The sequence below is a fragment of the Methylosinus sp. KRF6 genome (assembly GCF_018887255.1).
Lineage (GTDB): Bacteria > Pseudomonadota > Alphaproteobacteria > Rhizobiales > Beijerinckiaceae > Methylosinus > Methylosinus sporium.
Window position 1 is genome coordinate 839,214 of sequence record NZ_JAHLJF010000001.1, and the last position, 16,865, is coordinate 856,078.

17 protein-coding genes are annotated in these 16,865 nt (G+C 66.6%); 4 read left to right on the forward strand and 13 right to left on the reverse strand.

Annotation, left to right across the window (positions count from 1 at the left end):
- Positions 1-33: 33 nt before the first annotated feature.
- The 7 genes from KP010_RS04040 to KP010_RS04070 all read right to left on the reverse strand — a co-directional run bounded on the left by KP010_RS04040 (position 34) and on the right by KP010_RS04070 (position 4,403).
- A complete protein-coding gene (locus KP010_RS04040) occupies positions 34-411 on the reverse strand; it encodes a 6-carboxytetrahydropterin synthase (RefSeq protein WP_216280446.1) in 378 nt (125 codons plus the stop codon).
- Positions 408-1,040: a 7-carboxy-7-deazaguanine synthase gene (gene queE, locus KP010_RS04045; protein WP_166141547.1), complete on the reverse strand. Its 633-nt coding sequence runs from the start codon at positions 1,038-1,040 to the stop codon at positions 408-410. The genes KP010_RS04040 and queE overlap by 4 nt, the downstream gene beginning before the upstream one ends.
- A 73-nt stretch (positions 1,041-1,113) precedes the next feature.
- Positions 1,114-1,452 (reverse strand): type II toxin-antitoxin system RelE/ParE family toxin, encoded by a 339-nt coding sequence (locus KP010_RS04050; RefSeq protein ID WP_142864475.1) that lies wholly within the window; start codon positions 1,450-1,452, stop codon positions 1,114-1,116.
- Position 1,453: 1 nt separating this feature from the next.
- Positions 1,454-1,687 carry a hypothetical protein gene (locus KP010_RS04055; RefSeq protein ID WP_142864476.1) on the reverse strand — a complete coding sequence of 78 codons (234 nt, stop codon included), beginning with the start codon at positions 1,685-1,687 and terminating at the stop codon, positions 1,454-1,456.
- Between the two features lie 61 nt (positions 1,688-1,748).
- Positions 1,749-2,114: a cytochrome c gene (locus tag KP010_RS04060; protein ID WP_142864477.1), complete on the reverse strand. Its 366-nt coding sequence runs from the start codon at positions 2,112-2,114 to the stop codon at positions 1,749-1,751.
- Positions 2,115-2,253: 139 nt separating this feature from the next.
- Positions 2,254-3,687, reverse strand: coding sequence for an ATP-binding protein (locus KP010_RS04065; RefSeq protein ID WP_142864478.1), 1,434 nt, complete (start codon positions 3,685-3,687; stop codon positions 2,254-2,256).
- Positions 3,684-4,403: a response regulator gene (locus KP010_RS04070; RefSeq protein WP_108916238.1), complete on the reverse strand. Its 720-nt coding sequence runs from the start codon at positions 4,401-4,403 to the stop codon at positions 3,684-3,686. The genes KP010_RS04065 and KP010_RS04070 overlap by 4 nt, the downstream gene beginning before the upstream one ends.
- 323 nt (positions 4,404-4,726) lie before the next feature.
- Between KP010_RS04070 and KP010_RS04075 the strand changes: the two genes are divergently transcribed.
- Positions 4,727-6,040, forward strand: a complete 1,314-nt coding sequence (locus KP010_RS04075) for an MFS transporter (RefSeq protein WP_210244348.1) — start codon at positions 4,727-4,729, stop codon at positions 6,038-6,040.
- An 18-nt stretch (positions 6,041-6,058) separates the two neighbouring features.
- Here KP010_RS04075 and KP010_RS04080 read toward each other — a convergent pair whose 3' ends face one another.
- The 4 genes from KP010_RS04080 to KP010_RS04095 all read right to left on the reverse strand — a co-directional run bounded on the left by KP010_RS04080 (position 6,059) and on the right by KP010_RS04095 (position 12,800).
- Positions 6,059-7,348 (reverse strand): O-antigen ligase, encoded by a 1,290-nt coding sequence (locus KP010_RS04080; protein ID WP_142864479.1) that lies wholly within the window; start codon positions 7,346-7,348, stop codon positions 6,059-6,061.
- The gene (locus KP010_RS04085; protein WP_142864480.1) at positions 7,345-8,313 is read right to left on the reverse strand and encodes a glycosyltransferase family 2 protein; all 969 of its coding nucleotides are present in this window, start codon (positions 8,311-8,313) and stop codon (positions 7,345-7,347) included. Before KP010_RS04085 ends, KP010_RS04080 begins: the two co-directional genes overlap by 4 nt.
- On the reverse strand, positions 8,310-10,109 hold the full coding sequence (locus KP010_RS04090; RefSeq protein WP_142864481.1) for a hypothetical protein: 1,800 nt from the start codon (positions 10,107-10,109) through the stop codon (positions 8,310-8,312). The genes KP010_RS04085 and KP010_RS04090 overlap by 4 nt, the downstream gene beginning before the upstream one ends.
- A 489-nt stretch (positions 10,110-10,598) precedes the next feature.
- Positions 10,599-12,800: a TonB-dependent receptor gene (locus KP010_RS04095; protein WP_216280447.1), complete on the reverse strand. Its 2,202-nt coding sequence runs from the start codon at positions 12,798-12,800 to the stop codon at positions 10,599-10,601.
- A 214-nt stretch (positions 12,801-13,014) separates the two neighbouring features.
- Between KP010_RS04095 and ykgO the strand changes: the two genes are divergently transcribed.
- Positions 13,015-13,140, forward strand: coding sequence for a type B 50S ribosomal protein L36 (gene ykgO, locus KP010_RS04100; protein WP_018264215.1), 126 nt, complete (start codon positions 13,015-13,017; stop codon positions 13,138-13,140).
- Positions 13,141-13,212: 72 nt separating this feature from the next.
- On the opposite strand, the gene KP010_RS04105 is transcribed toward ykgO, so the two are convergent.
- On the reverse strand, positions 13,213-14,145 hold the full coding sequence (locus KP010_RS04105) for a histone deacetylase family protein (protein ID WP_142864096.1): 933 nt from the start codon (positions 14,143-14,145) through the stop codon (positions 13,213-13,215).
- A gap of 241 nt (positions 14,146-14,386) precedes the next feature.
- Here KP010_RS04105 and KP010_RS04110 point away from each other — a divergent pair, with 241 nt between their 5' ends.
- Both KP010_RS04110 and KP010_RS04115 read left to right on the forward strand, forming a co-directional pair.
- Positions 14,387-15,001 (forward strand): L,D-transpeptidase, encoded by a 615-nt coding sequence (locus KP010_RS04110; RefSeq protein WP_142864095.1) that lies wholly within the window; start codon positions 14,387-14,389, stop codon positions 14,999-15,001.
- A gap of 76 nt (positions 15,002-15,077) precedes the next feature.
- Entirely contained in the window at positions 15,078-15,443 is a 366-nt protein-coding gene (locus KP010_RS04115) for an endonuclease domain-containing protein (RefSeq protein ID WP_216280448.1), read from the forward strand.
- A 63-nt stretch (positions 15,444-15,506) separates the two neighbouring features.
- Here KP010_RS04115 and ribB read toward each other — a convergent pair whose 3' ends face one another.
- A complete protein-coding gene (gene ribB / locus KP010_RS04120; protein WP_142864093.1) occupies positions 15,507-16,589 on the reverse strand; it encodes a 3,4-dihydroxy-2-butanone-4-phosphate synthase in 1,083 nt (360 codons plus the stop codon).
- Positions 16,590-16,865 lie beyond the last annotated feature (276 nt).

The following is a 16,865-nucleotide window of genomic DNA, read 5'->3' on the forward strand; positions in this document are numbered from 1 at the left end:
CTTCCTGCCCGAGGCGACTCGGGCAGGCTTTTTTCATGGCTTTTTCAGCACGCAGCCTTCGTTGCAGGTGTCGCGGAAAATGCCGACCTCGTGGATCGCCGGCAGCGAGGGCTTGAGGTCCTTCCATATATAGACGCAGAGATTTTCGAGCGTCGGCTTGCCGAGGCCTTCCAGCTCGTTGAGGAAGGAATGGTCCAGCCGCTCGCGCAGCTGCTGCAGCCGCGCGCCGAGCTTGCCGAGATCCATGACCCATTCGTCGCCGTCCTGGCGCGGGCCGCGCAAAGTCACCCGCACGCGGAAGGAATGCCCGTGCAGATTGCGGTATTTCCCGCCGGTCGGGTGATCCGGGTCGTAGAGGGCGTGCGCCGCCTCGAAGCAGAACTCCCGATAGACTTCGAACAGAACCGTCATCTCACCCCGATGGCCTTATGCGTCTGATGCGAGAACCGCCAGCGCGGATGCGCGAGGCAATAGTCGATCGCCGCTTTCGTATTGCGCAATATGTCCGGCCCGTCCATGGGCTGGAGCAGGAAATGGTCGAAGGCGAGCCCCTCGAACAGTTCCGGCTCCGCGCCTTTTTGCGGATAGACGAGCTTGAGCTCGTCGCCCCTGGTCTGGACCAGCGGCGCGCCCGCCTTGGGGCTGACGCAGATCCAGTCTACCGCAGGCGGGACGGGAATCGTCCCATTGGTCTCGACCGCGATCTCGAAACCCTCGGCATGGAGCGCATCGAGCAGCGCGGCGTCGATTTGCAACAGGGGCTCCCCGCCGGTCAAGACGACGAAACGCCGCTCGCGGTTTTCGCCCCAGAGACGCGCCAAATGCGCGGCGAGAGCGGGAGCCTCGGCGAATTTGCCGCCGCTTTCGCCGTCGACGCCGACGAAATCCGTGTCGCAGAAGCGGCAGTCGGCGGCGTCCCGGTCGGCCTCGCGGCCGCTCCACAGATTGCAGCCGGCGAAACGGCAGAAGACGGCGGCCCGCCCGGAATGGCGGCCCTCCCCCTGCAGCGTCTTGAAGGCTTCCTTGACCGCATAGGCCATGGTTTCAGGTCCCGTGGAGCGATCGGGACTGATTAGTGCCTCGCGCGGCGGGGGTCCAGCCGGGCGAAATTTTTCAAGCCTCGGGATATCGGTCGAATGGCTCAGGGAGAGCTTCGATGTCGCGAGCGCCGTGAATAATATGGACGACATATAGGTGGCTGCGCGGGCCGTCCTGATCCGCATAACGCAGCAGTATCACATAATTTCCGAAGGGAATGCTGCGATAGTCTCGGCCGAGCTCCGGCCTCGGCCGGCCGAGTAGGCCCGGCAGGGATGCGAGCTTCTCACAATAAGCGACGAGCCTATCGACGAAGTTTTCCGCCACGGAGCGACTGCCGCTCTCGCGGGCGATATGGGCGGCGATTTCCGCCAGGGCGCGGCGAGCCGCAGCACGATAGACGAGCCGGGTCACGTCAGTGGTCTGACGTCCGCTCCTCGGCGGCGAGACGATCGCGCGCGAAGCGCTTCACCTCGTCGCCGCCGAACGCTCCGCCTTCCGCCTCGGCCGCGGCCAATTCGGCGCGCAGCTCGGATAGCTTGATGCGATCGACGGCGTAGCGGATCGCCTCTTCCGCGCTCGCGAAGCGGCCGGCCGCCAGCGCGGCTTCCACCCATTGGGCGGCGTCGGGGGTCAGTTCGACCTTCATGAGCGGCTCCGGCCGAGGATCATGGGGCATGAGCCTATCATGGAAGGCGCCCTCTGTCGCTTCACCCGTTCTTCGGCCGTTCATAGCGGTCAATGCCCTGCTCCGGCTCGCGCGGGCGCGGGTCGAGGCTGCGGATATAGGAGACGATATCGTCGATCTCCCGCCGCGACAGATGCATGTTCGGCATTTTGGGATGCGGATCGACGAGGAAATTGGCCAGAGCTTTGGCGTCCGTGCGGCGCTGAGCGACGTCGGCGAAGGAGGGGGCGTCGGCGTTGGCCGTCTTCTGGGCGCTCGTCACCACATGGCAGGCGGAGCACCAGCGCTCGGCGATGCGCTTGCCATGGGCGGCGTCGCCGGCGGCGGCCGGCGCGCAAAAGCCCGCGGCCAGGGCCAGCGGCGCAAAGAGGCGACGCGAGAGTTTCATGCGGGGCTCCTCCTCGGTTTCGGCGCGCCGGGCGGCGCGCCCGACTCGCAGAAGAACCATGAGACCACGAATCCGCGCCGCCGAGAATCGCGGGGCGCGCCGAGGGGCCGCGACCAGACAGCGCAGGCGCGGGCGCCGATCAGGCCGCCCCGGCCTCGGCTTTTTCGGCCGGCCGCAGCGTCACCCTGGCGACCAGCCCATGCGGCTCGCGGTCCAGCAGGCGGAGGGAGCCGCCGGCCTCCTCGACCAGCGCGCGCACGATGGAGAGGCCTAGGCCGAAGCCGGCGTGCTCATTGAGATTGCGCCCCGGCCGGCCGCGCACGAAGGGCTCGACGACCTCGTCCTTCTCCGCGTCGGGAATGCCCGGACCATCGTCGGAGACGTCGATCTGGACGCCCTCAGCGGCGCCGCGCGCCACCGATATGACGACGTGGCGCCCATGGGCGACGGCGTTCTCGATGAGATTGGCGAAGACGCGCTGCAGATCGGTGAGCGAGCCGATCACCATGCGCCGCCCGTCGCCCTCATAGGCGACGTCATGGCCGAGATCGGCGAATTGATCGGCGACCGTCTGCAGCACGCTGTCGAGATCGACGATCTCATGCGTGTGGCGGTAGCGCTCCTCGCGCAGGAAGAGGAGGTTCTTGTAGAGCATCGAATCCATGAGATCGACGTCATGCAGCATTTTGGCGCGCAAGGCCTCGTCGTCGATGAATTCGGCGCGCAGCCGCATTCGCGTGATGATCGTGCGCAGATCATGGCTGATCGCCGCCAGGACGCGCGAGCGCGCCGCGATCATCGAATAGATGCGCGCCTGCATTCGGTTGAGCGAGCGCGTGAGATCGCGCACCTCCTGCGGGCCTTTTTCCACCAGCGGCTCGCTCTCGCCCGAGTCGCTCGGAAATTTCTCCGCCCTGTGGGCGAGTTCGACCAGCGGCGCGACGACCGCGCTCGAGGTCCAGAACGTCAATATGGCGGCGCAGATGAGGAAGAAGAACGCGGAGGCGAGCCAGACGCCTATCATCGGCGGCGCGAGAGGCCGCCCCGGACCACCCAGCGGCGGCGGCGGCAGTTCCTCCGGCGGCGGCGCGCGCGGGCCGCCGTCGCCGAAACCCTCGCGTCGCCCTTCGCGCGCAACCGGCGTGAGCGTCAGATAGCCGCCTTTGTGCAGCGCTATGGCGAGACGACGGCCGTCGGGCGCGATACCGAAGACCTCCGCGCCGGGCCACAGGCGCCCGCGCAACGCGGTCGGCGAAGGCTCGGCGCGGGCGGCCCGAGCCGCGGGCGGATGCTCGGCGGCGAGGCTCGGCCGCAGTCCATGGGCGAGATCGTCGAACGCGGCGATGAGCCGCTCGCGATCGGCGACGGATGCGAGATCGAGGGCCCAGGCGAGAGCGGAAGCGGTCTCGACAGAAGCGACATCCGATCGCTCCTGGCGCACATGTCGCTCGGCGTGGACGAATTGCACCGCGATCATCACGCAGAGGTGGAACAGCACGATGGAGGCGAGCACCAGAATGGCGATCTGTCCGGCGAGATGATCGGGCCGCAGCGTGCGCCAGAATCGTCTCACGCGCGCACCACCTGCGGCGTGAACAAATAGCCCTCCGAGCGAATGGTCTGAATATAGCGCGGATTTTTGGGATCGCTCTCCATCTTCTGGCGCAGCCGGCTGATGAGCACGTCTATGCTGCGCTGGAAAGGGCCGGCGGTCGGTCCATGCGTCAGATCGATCAGCTGATCGCGCGTCAGCACGCGATTGGGCCGCTCGCACAGCGCATAGAGAAGATCGAATTCGGCGCTTGTCAGCGCCACTTTGGTGCCGGCGGGAGTCGTCACCTGATGCGCCATTATGTCCACGCGCCAGCCTTCGAAGAGATAATAGCGCGAGCTCGTCTCGTCGCGGCCGGCGAAGGCGGCGCGCGCGCGGCGCAGCACGGAGCGGATGCGGGCGAGCAATTCGCGCGGATTGAAGGGCTTCACCAGATAATCGTCGGCGCCCATCTCCAGCCCGAGAATGCGATCGACATCCTCGCCCTGCGCGGTGACGATGACGATCGGCAGATTGCGGTCGGCGCGCAGCCTGCGGCAGATGGAGAGGCCGTTCTCGCCCGGCAGATTGAGATCGAGGATCACGAGATCGAACTCGCGCCGCGCGAGCGCGGCGTCCATCGCCGCGCCATCGGCGACGAGGGCGACGTCGATCTGATGGGTCTGCAAATAGCGAGAAATCAAATCGCCGATTTCGGAATCGTCCTCGACCAGGAGAATTGCGTCTGTCTTGGTCACGTCGAGCGCACCTGCGGGGTCGCGCGGCGGCGTGTCCGTCGCGTCGGATCGAGACCTATCCCGCGAATATGTCTCGATCGTTTCCAGGTCGAATCCAGGGAGGGCGCGAGCAAGGCGTTTTTCCGCCATTTTTGGGACGAGCCGTCCTCGCTCGTGAAACGGCGCGCGGCGGAGCGGAAAAACGGCGGAAACGCGGGATCGCCTTTGCGGCGCTTCGCGCGGGTTCGACGCGCGGATTTGCGTCCGAGAGGGGGCCGGCCCATAAGTCTCTCGCGCCTCGCCTCTCGCGACATGGCGCGAGAGGCGAGGACGGATTGGCCGACGTGCGCGAGGAAACGCTCGAGGAGGAGAGCCTCGCCGAGGCCGCGCGCCGGCTGAAGGCGATCGTCATCGGCTCGCTCGGCAATCTCGTCGAATGGTATGATTTCTACGTCTATTCGGCCTTCTCGCTCTATTTCGCCAATTCCTTCTTTCCGGGCGACGATCCGGTCGCGCAAATGCTGTCCGGCGCCGGCGTCTTCGCGCTCGGCTTCTTCATGCGGCCGATCGGCGGCGCGCTGTTCGGCGAGATCGGCGATCGGTTCGGGCGCCGGCGCGCGCTGACGCTGTCCGTTCTTTTGATGTGCCTCGGCTCGCTCATCGTCGCCGCCACGCCCGACTATGCGAGCATAGGCGAGGCGGCGCCGGCGTTGCTCCTCTTCGCGCGGCTGCTGCAAGGGCTCAGCCTCGGCGGCGAATATGGCTCCTCCGCCGCCTATCTCTGCGAGATGGCGGCCTCGCGCCGGCGCGGATTCTATTCCAGCTTTCAATATGTCACGCTCATCGGCGGACAGCTGACGGCGCTCATCGTGCTGCTCGTGCTGCAAAATCTCGTCTTCACGCCGGAGGAGTTGCGCGCCTATGGCTGGCGCGTTCCTTTCGCCATCGGCGCGGGACTGGCGCTGTTCGCGCTGATCATGCGGCGCGATCTCGAGGAGACGGAGGCTTTCGCTTCCGAGGCCGCGCCGCGGCGGCGCAGTTCCTTGCGCGCGCTCTTATCCTATCCGCGCGAGGCGGCGACCGTGGTCGGGCTGACCATGGGCGGCACGCTCGCCTTCTATGTCTACACCACCTACATTCAGAAGTTCCTGAAGCTCTCCGCCGGGCTGAGCGATGCGCAGACGACATGGATCAGCGCCGGCGCGCTCGTCTTCGCCATGGCGCTGCAGCCGGCCTATGGCGCTTTGTCCGATCGCATCGGACGGCGTCCGCTGCTCATCGCCTTCGGCGTGCTGGGGACGCTCTTCACCGTGCCGCTGATGACGGCGATCCAGACCGCGCGCGGTCCCTGGACGGCCTTCGCGCTGGTGCTGGCGGGCTGGCTCATCGTCGGCGCCTATACGTCGATCAATGCGCTGGTGAAGGCGGAGCTGTTTCCGGCCTCGGTGCGCGTGACGGGCGTCGCCGCGCCCTACGCGATCGCGGTCTCGCTGTTCGGCGGCACGGCCGAATATGTCGCGCTCTGGTTCAAGAGCGAGGGGCGCGAGAGCTGGTTCTATTATTATGTCAGCGCGGCGATCTTCTGCTCGCTGATCGTCTATGCGCGTATGCTGGAGACGCGCTCGGCCTCGCGGATCGACGCCGAGCGCGCGCGCTGAGCGTCGAGCCGCGGCGGCTCAGGCGCGAATCCGGAACTCGGCGAGAAAGCGAACGCCGAAAAAGGCGAAGAGCATGGCGATCCAGCTCGGATTGGCGCGCTCGAACAAAAAGCTCTCGAGCGAGTTGAGATAGAGGCCGAACATCCAGATCTGCAGGAACAGCAGAGACATCGCCGGTTCGTCGCCGCGCGCGCAGACGCGCCGAAGGTCGCGCGCGGGCTGCACGATCAGCGCCGCCAAGGTGAAGGCCAGTCCCGGCAGGCCCATGGCCAGCACAGTGTCGAGATAGCCGTTATGCGCATGGGCGGCGTTGCCGGCCCAGATCGTCGTGTCGTCGCCGCCGAAGCGCAGCGCCGCCGTCGCCCAGAACGCGCCGAGCCCATGTCCGAAGATCGGCGTCTCGGCGGCTTTCGGAATGGCGAAGGTCCAAATGTCGGTGCGGCCGGTGAAGGTGGCGTCGAGCGGCAGCGCCGAGGCGATGGCGCCGAGCTGAGGGAAGAGGATCGAGCCTATGCCGAGAAAATTCAGCAGCGCCAGCGGCGAGAAGACGATGATCGACCACAGGACGACATTGCGCGTGCGCTCGGCGAGCAGGGAGAGGGCGATCGTCGTGAGACAAATTGCGGTGGAGCTCTTGCCGCCCGAGCAGAGCACGAAGACGAGCGAGAGCAGGAAAATCGTCCATCCTTCGATCTTGCGGCCGGCGCGCAGCACGAAAATGCCGATGAAGGTCAGCATGGAGAAGATCGCGCTGGCGCCGTTCTTATGGCTGAAGACGCCGCGCCAATCGCCGGCGAGCTGCGGCTCGCCTATGTCGGTCGCCTGATGGATCGTGTAATGCGGCAGGAAGACGAGGCCGAAATAGGAGAGGCCGACGATGATGAGCGCGACGATGCTGAGCAGCTTGGCGAGATCGTCGCGGCCGCGCGGCAGCAGAAACAGCGAGAGGCAGCAGGTCCCGACGCAGCCGAGCATCGCGACGCGCTTCAGCGAGTTGGAGATTTCGTGCGAGGTGACGAGCGTCACGCCGATCCAGCCGGCCAGCGCGATATTGGCGGGCGTGGCGAGCGCGGCGAGCGCCTGCCGATCGGTCCGCCAGATGTAGAAGAAGGACCCCGCCGCCATCAGGCCGAAAGCGGCGTAGATCTGAAAATCGCGGCCTTCCGCCAGTTCCAGCGTCTCCGGTGAAGCGAGATCGGCGAAAGGCGAGAAAGTGATCCAGCCGACGAGCAGAATCACGCAGAACAGGATTCCGCGGCCGTCGATCTCGTCCAGTCCCCCCATGGAGGAGGCGCTCATATCCGTCATGAGGAATAGCGATAGGGTTGCGGCGTCGCCCCCACCGAGGCCAGCAGCCGGCCGATCGCTATGCCGATCGGATGGGTGGCGGCGAGCGGATGCTTGGAGTCCCGCAACATGCGCAGCGCGCGTTGCAGCGAGACCGGGCCGAGAGCGAGATTCTTGGCGATGAGCAATAGGCGCTGACGCAGGCTGCGCGCGGCGAGGCGATCGATGCTGTAATTGATCGCGCCCGTGGCGAGGCTGCGGCGCAGCACCCAGCCGAGCGCGAGCCGGCCCGGCGTCACCTGCTCATAGATCTGCGCCTCCTGGCGCCAGAAGAAAGTGAAGCCGGCGCGGCGGCAGCGGGTGAAGAATTCCGTGTCGCCGCCGCCGAGAAAATTGAATCTCGGATCGAGCGCGGGCTCTGCGAGGCCGTCGAACACCTCGCGCCGCAGCAGGCAATTGCCGGTGCCATAGATGATCGGCACCGGGCCGGTCGCGCCGAAGGCGGGCCAGAACACCGGATGATCGCGGAAGGCGGCCTTGGCCTCCTCCGGGAAGATGGGCGTCACCGGGCCGCCGACGATGTCGGCGCCCTGGCGGGCGCTGGCGACCATCTCCTCCAGCCATTGCGGCTCGGCGCGCTCGTCGTCGTCGATCATCAGGAAATATTCGGCCGCGGGATAGCGCTCCCGCGCGAGGCGAAAGGCCGCGTTGATCGCATGGACATTGCCTTGGCGCGGCTCCACCGCGGCGACGCCGGAGAGGCGCCCCTCGCGAAAGAAGGATTGCGCCACATCGAGGCCGACCGGCGCGGCCGCGTCATTGTCCACGACGACGACGGCGAAGGCGACATTCGTCGCCTGCGCTTCGATCGACTCCAGCGTCGTCCGGAGCATTTCGGGACGGCGGAAGGTCGGAATGCAGACGACCGCCTCGAAACGAGCGGCGTCGGCGATGGATTCGAGGGGAAGTCGAGAGGCTCGTGTCATTCCAGATTCGTCGTCAGAGTGAAGGCGCCGAATGTCGCCATGGTCAGAGCGCCCGCCATCGCTCTGCGATCGTCGCGGCCGGGATCCGCATCGCGGTCGGCCGCCAGGAGAAAAAAACTCATCTTCTCCAGCAGCGCCTCTCGCGAGAGCGCCGAAGAGAGGGCGTGATCGGCGCCGTCGAGGACGTCGACCGCGACATTGGGAAGATTTCGCAAGAAGCGCGCGTCCGGCCCGAAGCAGACGTTCATCTCTTCTCTGCCGACGTCATGGTCGCCATGCAGCATGAGGATACGCACGCCGCGCGCCGATAATCGCGCGAAGTTCGCCCGCGCCTCGTGCGTTTTGCCATGCGCGAGGCCGAGGCGTTGCGCGAGCGCGACGGCGAAGGCCGAACCCTTGCGACGCAGCAGCGCCGATGCGATGTCGAGGAGCTTGGCGAAAGCGACCTCGCCATTGACGACGCGCGCCCAGGCTTTGGCGCTCATCGCCTTGGCGACATAAGTATGCGTCGCCGCAAAGCCCATTTCGAGCAGCTTCTCGCGATCTTCGCCCTCGATCCTGCCGAAGACCTGGAGATTGGCGAGCGCCAGAGCCGTCACGCGCGTATCTGCGAGGGCGGCGTAGAGCGCCAGCGCCGCGCCGCTGCACACGCCATAGAGCGTCACATTCTCGAGGCCCCGCATCTCGAGGAAGTCCAGCGCGGCCGAGACGTCTTCCGCGCGCGCCGCGTCATAGAGAGCGGAGCGCGGCCCGTTTTCGACGACGGCGGAATCGCCTATGCCGAGCGTGTCCATGCGCAGCGAGGCGAAGCCGAGACGCGTCAGCGCGCGGGCGAAATCGACCGTGGAGCGGCCGCAGCCGATATGGTGATTGGCGCCGGTGTCGAGCAACAGCACGGTCAGCTTCGGTTTGCCGCGCGGCAGGCACAGCACGCCCGCGAGCTGTCGACGCTCGCCGAACACGACGCCCCGCTCGACGAAATGCTCCGTGGCGAGCGCGCCTTGCGGCGGCTGCGAGATCAGCGCCCGGCCGGCGCCCTCGCTGGCGAAGGCGACGACGGCGTCGAGATCGGCCAGCGGCGGCGGCGGCGGCATGGGCGCCGGAGTCAGCGCGCGATAGTCGGCGAGCTCCCGCGTCTCGACATGCGCGCCGAGCGATCGGAGACGCTCGAGGAATTCCGGCGCCGGCCTGGCCGCCGGATCGTGCAGCACGAGCACACGCTCGGCCGGCGCGGCCTCGAGCCGCGAAAGATCGATGCGCTTGATCGCCGCGGCCATGGGCTGCGTGATCGTGAATCCTTCGAGGTGAATATCGTCGCTGGCGGTGGCGGCGGCGATGCTCGCCTCCGGCGTCGGCCCGCTGGCCGCCAGCACGCGCGCCATCATTTTGAGCTCACGCAGATAGGACGAGCCCTTCGTCACGGGCGCGATCTGCACCAGACGTTCGACGCCGCCGACCTCGGCCGCGAGCGCCGCGCCGAGACGCAGGCCGACGAGCGCGACCTCGCGCACGCCGATCGCCTCGCGCATCCAGCGCACGGCGGCGCGGATTTGCTCGCGCCAGGCGTCGACGATCGCCGGATCGGCGGGATCGCCGAGCGAATCGCCCTCACCCGGATAATCGAAGCGCAGAGTGGGAAGGCCGGCGGCGGCCAGACGATCCGCCAGCACGCGCCAGGACTGATGCGCGCAGAGCCCCTCATAGCCGATGGAGGCGCACATCACGACGCCGCGGTCGCCGTCCGCATGATGAAGCCAGCCGAAGCTCTCGCCAATGGCGACGGGGGTAAAATTCATTTCGTCGACTCGCTCACTTTCACGCATAATCACACCTGCACGCATAATCACACCTTCACGCATAATCACACCTTCACGCATAATCACACCTGCTCGGTTTAAGGCTTTCGTCCGCACGCGGCGATCTATTCCTCGGCTCAGGCTTTCCATTCGGTTCAAATCGGCGCAAAAAAGCGCCCTCTGCGCGAATGAAGAAGAAACCATGCCAGAATGCGCCCCGCGGCGGCCGGCGCGATTCTTCGAGCTTTTTCTGCGGCCGCCGCTCGCGCGTCCCAGAATGGCGCAGCGGCTCCCTCCGATCGACGAGGACAGCAGCGCTCATGCTCGCCTGGCGGACTGTCGTCTATTTCGCGGCGATCTTCGGCCTGCTCGACGCGATCGTCTTCACGCGCGTCTTCGCCTTCACGCCCACGGACGTCGCCCCTATGCTCCCGTCGCTCTCGCGGAAGCGCGGAGCCTCGGCGCGCGCGCCCGCCAGAGCCCTATGGTCTAAAACACGAAATTGGCGAACAGCCGCACATTAGCGCCCGGCATCGGAACCTCGTCCTTCTTGTAAGACACGCTGTTGCGTATGTCGGCGTTCAGCAGATTGTCGCCGACGATTCCGACGGTCATCTCGCGCGCCGGGAATTCGCCCTTGGGCAGAGCGACCTTATAGCTGATCTCGGCTTTCAGCAGATTATAGCCCTTGGTCGGCGTCTCGGCGATCGTCGCAATGTTGTTCTGCGGAAAGGCGTGCAGATAGCTGACGCGCGCCAGCCAATTGGAGTCGCGCCAGAATAATCCGCCGCCGAGGCGCACGGGCGGAATCCGCGGCACATTGGTTCCGTCCGCGAATGTCGCGCGCACCACGTCGAATTTATTTTCGACGCCCAGGATTCCACCGGCGACGGAAAGCGCGTCCCATTGGCTCTGGAACTCGCCGCCGCGGAAAGTGGCGTCGCGCTGCGAATAGAGCGCCTGATTGAGCGCGCCGCCGCCGCCGGCCGGCGAGCAGCTGTCGAAATCCTCGGCGCAGGTCTCACCAGAGAGGCGGCGATAGATGAAGCCGTCGAAATGCGTGTAGAAAAATGTCGCCTCGAAGCGGAATGGCCCTTTGGCGCGGCGCAGGCCGACCTCGACCGAATCGGCGGCCTCTATGCCGAGCAGCGGATTGCCGATGTCGAAAGTTCCCGTCGCCTCATGGACGCCGTGCGAGAACAGTTCCGGCCCGCGCGGCGCGCGCTCGACATGCTGCGCCGTCACGCTCCCGACCGTGTCGAAAGGCAAATCCTGCAGCAGGCCGATCGCTAGGCTCTTCGGCGTGAAATGGCGATCGTATTTGAAAGAGGTCGTCGGATCGACGAAGAGATCGGGCGTCTGCCCGGTCGTCTCGACATTCTCGATGCGGCCGGCGAGTTGCAGACGCAGCGAATTGGTGAGCTGGAGCTCGTTGAAGAGATAAAAGGCGATGCTGCGCGAGTCCGTGGGGTCGAACAGAGCCGATTCGACGCCCGGCGAAGTCAGCCGCCGATGCGCGCCCTGCACGCCGAGCGCGGTGGTGAGCTTGGCGAAGCGCAGATCGAATGGCGCGAGTTGCGCCTCGAGCCGCGCCTCCTGCTCCTGATTGGTGAAGGTTTGCTGTATGCCCTCGAAGCCGCCCTCGAAGGCGACTTCGTTATGCTTGTAATCCGTCGCGCCGGCCCAGAGGCGAATGGCCTCGATGAAGGAGGCTGGCGGGCGATATTCGCCTTTCACCGCCACTTTCGTCTGCCGTAGCTGGATGCGCGTGCGGCTCTCCGTCGCATCCATGCCGGGAATGCGATAGGTGCTCTCGAATTGCGTGACCGAGGCGCCGAAAAAGCCGCGGTCGAAAACATAGGAGCCGCCGGCGGACCACCCGCCGGAGCGCATATAGGAATTTGGCTGACGTCCGAAGACGAGCGGCGCCGGATCGGTCGGCGAGAGATAAGGGTAAGCAGGGATTGCGTAATCGCTGGCGCGGCGGCCATGGGCGTCGGCGTGCAGAGCGAAATTGCCCTGCCCGACATCGACGAGCGCCGCCTGCTCCAATCCCGCATCCACAGTGGAGACGGCGCTGCGCGTCTCCAGCCGCGTGCAGGGGCCGGGGAGCCGCTCGTCGCCGCGGCAGGGCAGAGCCTCGGGAATGCGATTATTGGCGGCGTCGACGACGCCGCCGATCGCCTGCGAGCCCCAGCGCAGCGTGGCCGGGCCGCGCACCACTTCGATGCGATCGGCGGCGAGCGGATCGAGCGGGACGCCATGATCCTCGCCGAGCTCGGAGACGCCGCTGGAGGCGAGGCCGTTCTCCTGAATGCGGACGCGATGCGCGTCGAGGCCGCGCACGATCGGCCGGCTGGCGGCGCCGGGCGCGAAGCTCGAGCCAGTGACGCCGGGCTTGTCGAACAGAAGATCGCCGAGCGTCGCGCCGCCGGAGCGGCGAATCTCGTCGGAGTCGACGAGAGTCACCGTGGCGAACTGATCCGCGACGATGGGGAGCGCGCCGCGCGTCTCGGCCGCGGCCGGCCGCTCCGTCGAGGGGGCGCGCCGCTGGATCGGGCTCGACGCGGCGATTTCTATGTCGGGCAGAGCCTCCTGGGCCCGCGCCGCCTCGGGGCCGAGCGCCGCCGAAAGAACGGCGGCCGAGAGAACGCCGGCCGAAAGCGCGAAGCGGACAGATGATTTTTCCATGGATCTCGCCCCCGAGACTCGATGTTATAACATTACGTAGATATGCGCCCGAGGCTCCGCTGCTGTCAATCTGCCGAGGCGCAGCGCGGGATCGAATTGGCGAAGGGAGTCGTGCGCAGGACTTGATCGCGGAGCCGAAATCGGGCATAGGCTGCGCCCACGAGGCGCTGGGCGGTGATCCCGGCTATGTGTAATTTTGCCCGGGGATCGACCGATGAAAGTCCGCAATTCGCTGAAATCGCTGCGTGCGCGCCATCGCGCCAACCAGCTCGTGCGCCGCAAGGGCCGCGTCTATGTGATCAATAAGGTGCAGAAGCGCTTCAAAGCCCGCCAGGGCTGAGCCTTCGCCTCCTGTCCTGACGGCGCGCCGCCTCGCAGCGGCGCGTTTTTTTGTCTGTGAGGTTCTGGTCTGTCAGGCGCCCATCAGCGCCAGCACATGCGCCGCCGCCGAGCGGCCGAGCGCGGCGAGATCATAACCGCCCTCGAGCAATGAGACGACGCGCCCGTCGGCGCTGCGCAGCGAGGCGTCGATGATGCGCTTGGTCGCCTCGCTATAATCGCGCTCGGTGAAGCGCAGCCCGCCGAGCGGATCGTCCCTATGGCCGTCGAAACCGGCCGAGATCAGCACCAGATCGGGCGCGAAATTTTTCAGCCGCGGCAGGATGCGCGTCGTCAGCGCCTCGACGAAATCATCGCCCGTCGCGCCCGCGAAGAGCGGGGCGTTGACGATCTGATCGAACTCGCCGGTCTCGCTCGTCGCCCCCGTGCCGGGATAATAGGGCGCCTGATGGGTGGAGCAGAACAGGACCTGCCGATCCGCCCAGAACGCTTCCTGCGTGCCATTGCCGTGATGCACGTCGAAATCGACGATGGCGACGCGCTCCGCCGCGCGGACGGCGATCGCATGGCGCGCGGCGATGGCGACATTGTTGAAGATGCAGAAGCCCATGGGCGTCGTCGGCCCGGCGTGATGGCCGGGCGGTCGCACGCAGACGAAGGCCGTGTCCGCCACCCCTGTCATCACCTCGTCCACGGCCGCCACAGCCCCGCCGGCCGCATGAAAAGCCGCCACGAGCGAATCGGGACACATCAGAGTGTCGGGGTCGAGCGCGACGAGGCCCTCGCGCGGCGCGGCCTTCTCGATCGCCCGCAAATGGCTTTCGGGGTGAATGCGCAGCAGCGCCTCGCGCGGCGCCGCGGGCGCGGCGAGACGAATGAGATGCTGGAAACGCTCGTCCTCGAGCGCGCGTTCTATGGCGCGCAGCCGGTCCGGCTGCTCGGGATGACCAGCGCCCATATTATGGGCGAGGCCGCTCTCATGTGCGACGAACAGGGTCCTCGTCATGGCCAGCCGCTCTCGACTCTCGCTAAAGGAAGTTGCCCTGCAAAAAAAGCCGGCGCCCTTTTAGCACGTCGCCGCCCCGGGCGGGCGCCGGAAAAATTCTCGAGAAGCGCCTTGCCTCCTCCGCCGCCGTTGCGCCGCGGCAACAGCTCGGGAATTATTCATCGCCGACGTTTTCGTTCGGTAAGATTATGGTAAGCAAATTCCTAAATAGCTGTTTTGGGCGTTGAGAAAGGGCGCGTTCATGGATTCGAGGCACGGTTTCGTCGCAGTGGGTCTCGCTCTGGCGCTCGCCGGCTGCAATGCCGTCGGAGCGCCCCGGCTGCCCGATCCGCAGCTCAGCGGGCGCGACGCACAATTCATGGCTCTGGTGCCGACGGCGGACGTCGGCGCGGCCTATGAGCGTTATCTGGTCGATTTCAAAACGAGCGAGCCGCCGGGCTCCATCGTCGTGGATACGAAGAACAAGTTCCTCTATCTCGTGGAGCCGAACGGCAAGGCGATCCGCTATGGCGTCGCCACCGGCCAGGAGGCCTATGGCTGGACCGGCCGCGCCGTCGTCGGCGGAATGCAGGAATGGCCGCGCTGGATTCCCCCCAAGGACATGCTGGAGCGCTGGCCGCATCTGCAGCCGACGGCCGACGCCGGCGGCCTGCCCGGCGGCCCGGACAATCCGCTCGGCGCCCGCGCTCTCTATCTGTTCGAGAACGGCAAGGACACGCTCTACCGCATTCACGGCACCAATGAGCCGGAGAAGATCGGCCAGAGCGTTTCCTCCGGCTGCATCCGAATGCGCGACATAGACGCGATCGACCTCTACGGCCGCGTCAAGATCGGCGCCAATGTCGTGGTGATCTGAGGGATGATTTCTCCCTCTCCCCGCGAGCGGGGAGAGGGTCGGGGTGAGGGGCGGGGGCGTTTCGCGGAGCCTTTCGATGCGCGGCCTTCGGCTTCACGAGACAGCGCGGAGCCGCGAATTACGGGCGGCGCAGACGCCGGCGGAAGAGCGCTTGTGGGGCGCGCTCAGAGCGCGCCGCCTCGCCGGCTATAAATTCGTCCGCCAATTGCCGATCGGGCCTTACTTCGCCGATTTCGCTTGTCGAGACGAAGCGCTCGTCGTCGAGGTCGACGGCGCGACGCATTCCACTGACGCGGAAATCGCTCGTGACGCGCATCGAGACCGTTTTTTGCGCGAGGCGGGGTTCCGAGTTCTTCGCGTCGCCAATGACGAAGTATTTCACAATCTCGACGGCGTGAAAGAGACGATTCTCACGGCGCTGGAGCGGCGAGAGACATTGTAGCCTCCGCCCTGGCCCCTCACCCCGACCCTCTCCCGGCCAGCGGTGCGAGGGAGTCTGGATTCGCTAATCAAGCGGCTCCACCGCCACGATCTCGATCCCGAAGCCCGAGAGGCCCACATAGGTGCGCGGCTTGGCCTTGGAGGTGCGCAGGCGGATCGAGGTGACGCCCAAATCCTTCAAAATCTGCGCGCCGAGGCCGACGTCGAGCCATTGCGCCGTGCGCGCCTCCTCCGAATTGCTGCCGCCCGAGACGACCGGATTGACCGGCACCCCGGCCGCGCCGTCGCGCAGATACACCAGCACGCCGCGCCCCTCCGCCGCGAAACGCTCCATCGTGCGGCGGATAGCGTCCGCGCCGCCGAAGACGTCGGCGATGATGTCGGCGCGATGCAGCCGCGCCGGCACGCCCTTGCCGTCGCCGATCTGCCCGACGACGAAGGCGAAATGCTGCACCGGATCGAAGGCGCTGACATAGGCGTGGCAGGTCGCCTCGCCGGCGAAGGTCTTGACCGGAAAGGAGGCGACGCGTTCCACCAGCTTCTCGCGCGCCTGGCGGTAGGCGATGAGATCGGCGGTGGAGACGAGCTTCAGCCCATGTGTGGCGGCGAAATCGACGATCTGCTTGCCGGACATCACCGTCCCGTCGTCATTGGCGAGCTCGCAAATGACGCCGACCGGCGGCAGGCCGGCGAGGCGGCAGAGATCGACGGCGGCCTCGGTATGACCGGAGCGCATCAGCACGCCGCCCTCCTTGGCGATGAGCGGGAAGACATGGCCCGGACGCACGAAATCATGCGGGCCGCGATTGCCATTGGCGAGCGCGCGCACCGTATTGCAGCGCTGCTCGGCCGAAATGCCGGTGGTCAATCCCTCGCGCGCGTCCACGCTGACGGTGAAAGCGGTGCCGAGCGGCGCGTCATTGGCGGCGACCATGGGGGCGAGATGCAGGCGGCGCGCTTCTTCCAGCGTCAGCGGCGCGCAGACGATGCCGCAGCAATGGCGGATGATGAAGGCCATTTTTTCGGGCGTGCAGAGCGAGGCGGCGACGATGAGGTCGCCTTCGTTCTCGCGGTCGTCGTCATCGGTGACGACGACGATCTCGCCGCGCCCGATCGCCTCTATGGCCTCGGTGACGGAATGGGACAAGGGGGAGGCTCCGCTATGGCCGGCGCAAAGGCGGCCCGGCGCCCGTTTCTACTCCCCTGCGCGAAGGGATTCAAACCGTCCCGCGGGCGGCGCGAGGCCGCGGCCGGCATTTGCGAAATCCGGCAAAAAAATGCAGTTTGCCGCCGATTCGAACGGCCGCGCGGCGACGCGGCCCGCCGGACGCCCTGCCGCCTCTACGAAAATGGCCGATGCGCGATGCGCGGCGCGGATTTTTCCGTCCGCGCCGAGGCCGGCCGACGAATGACATAAGGACAA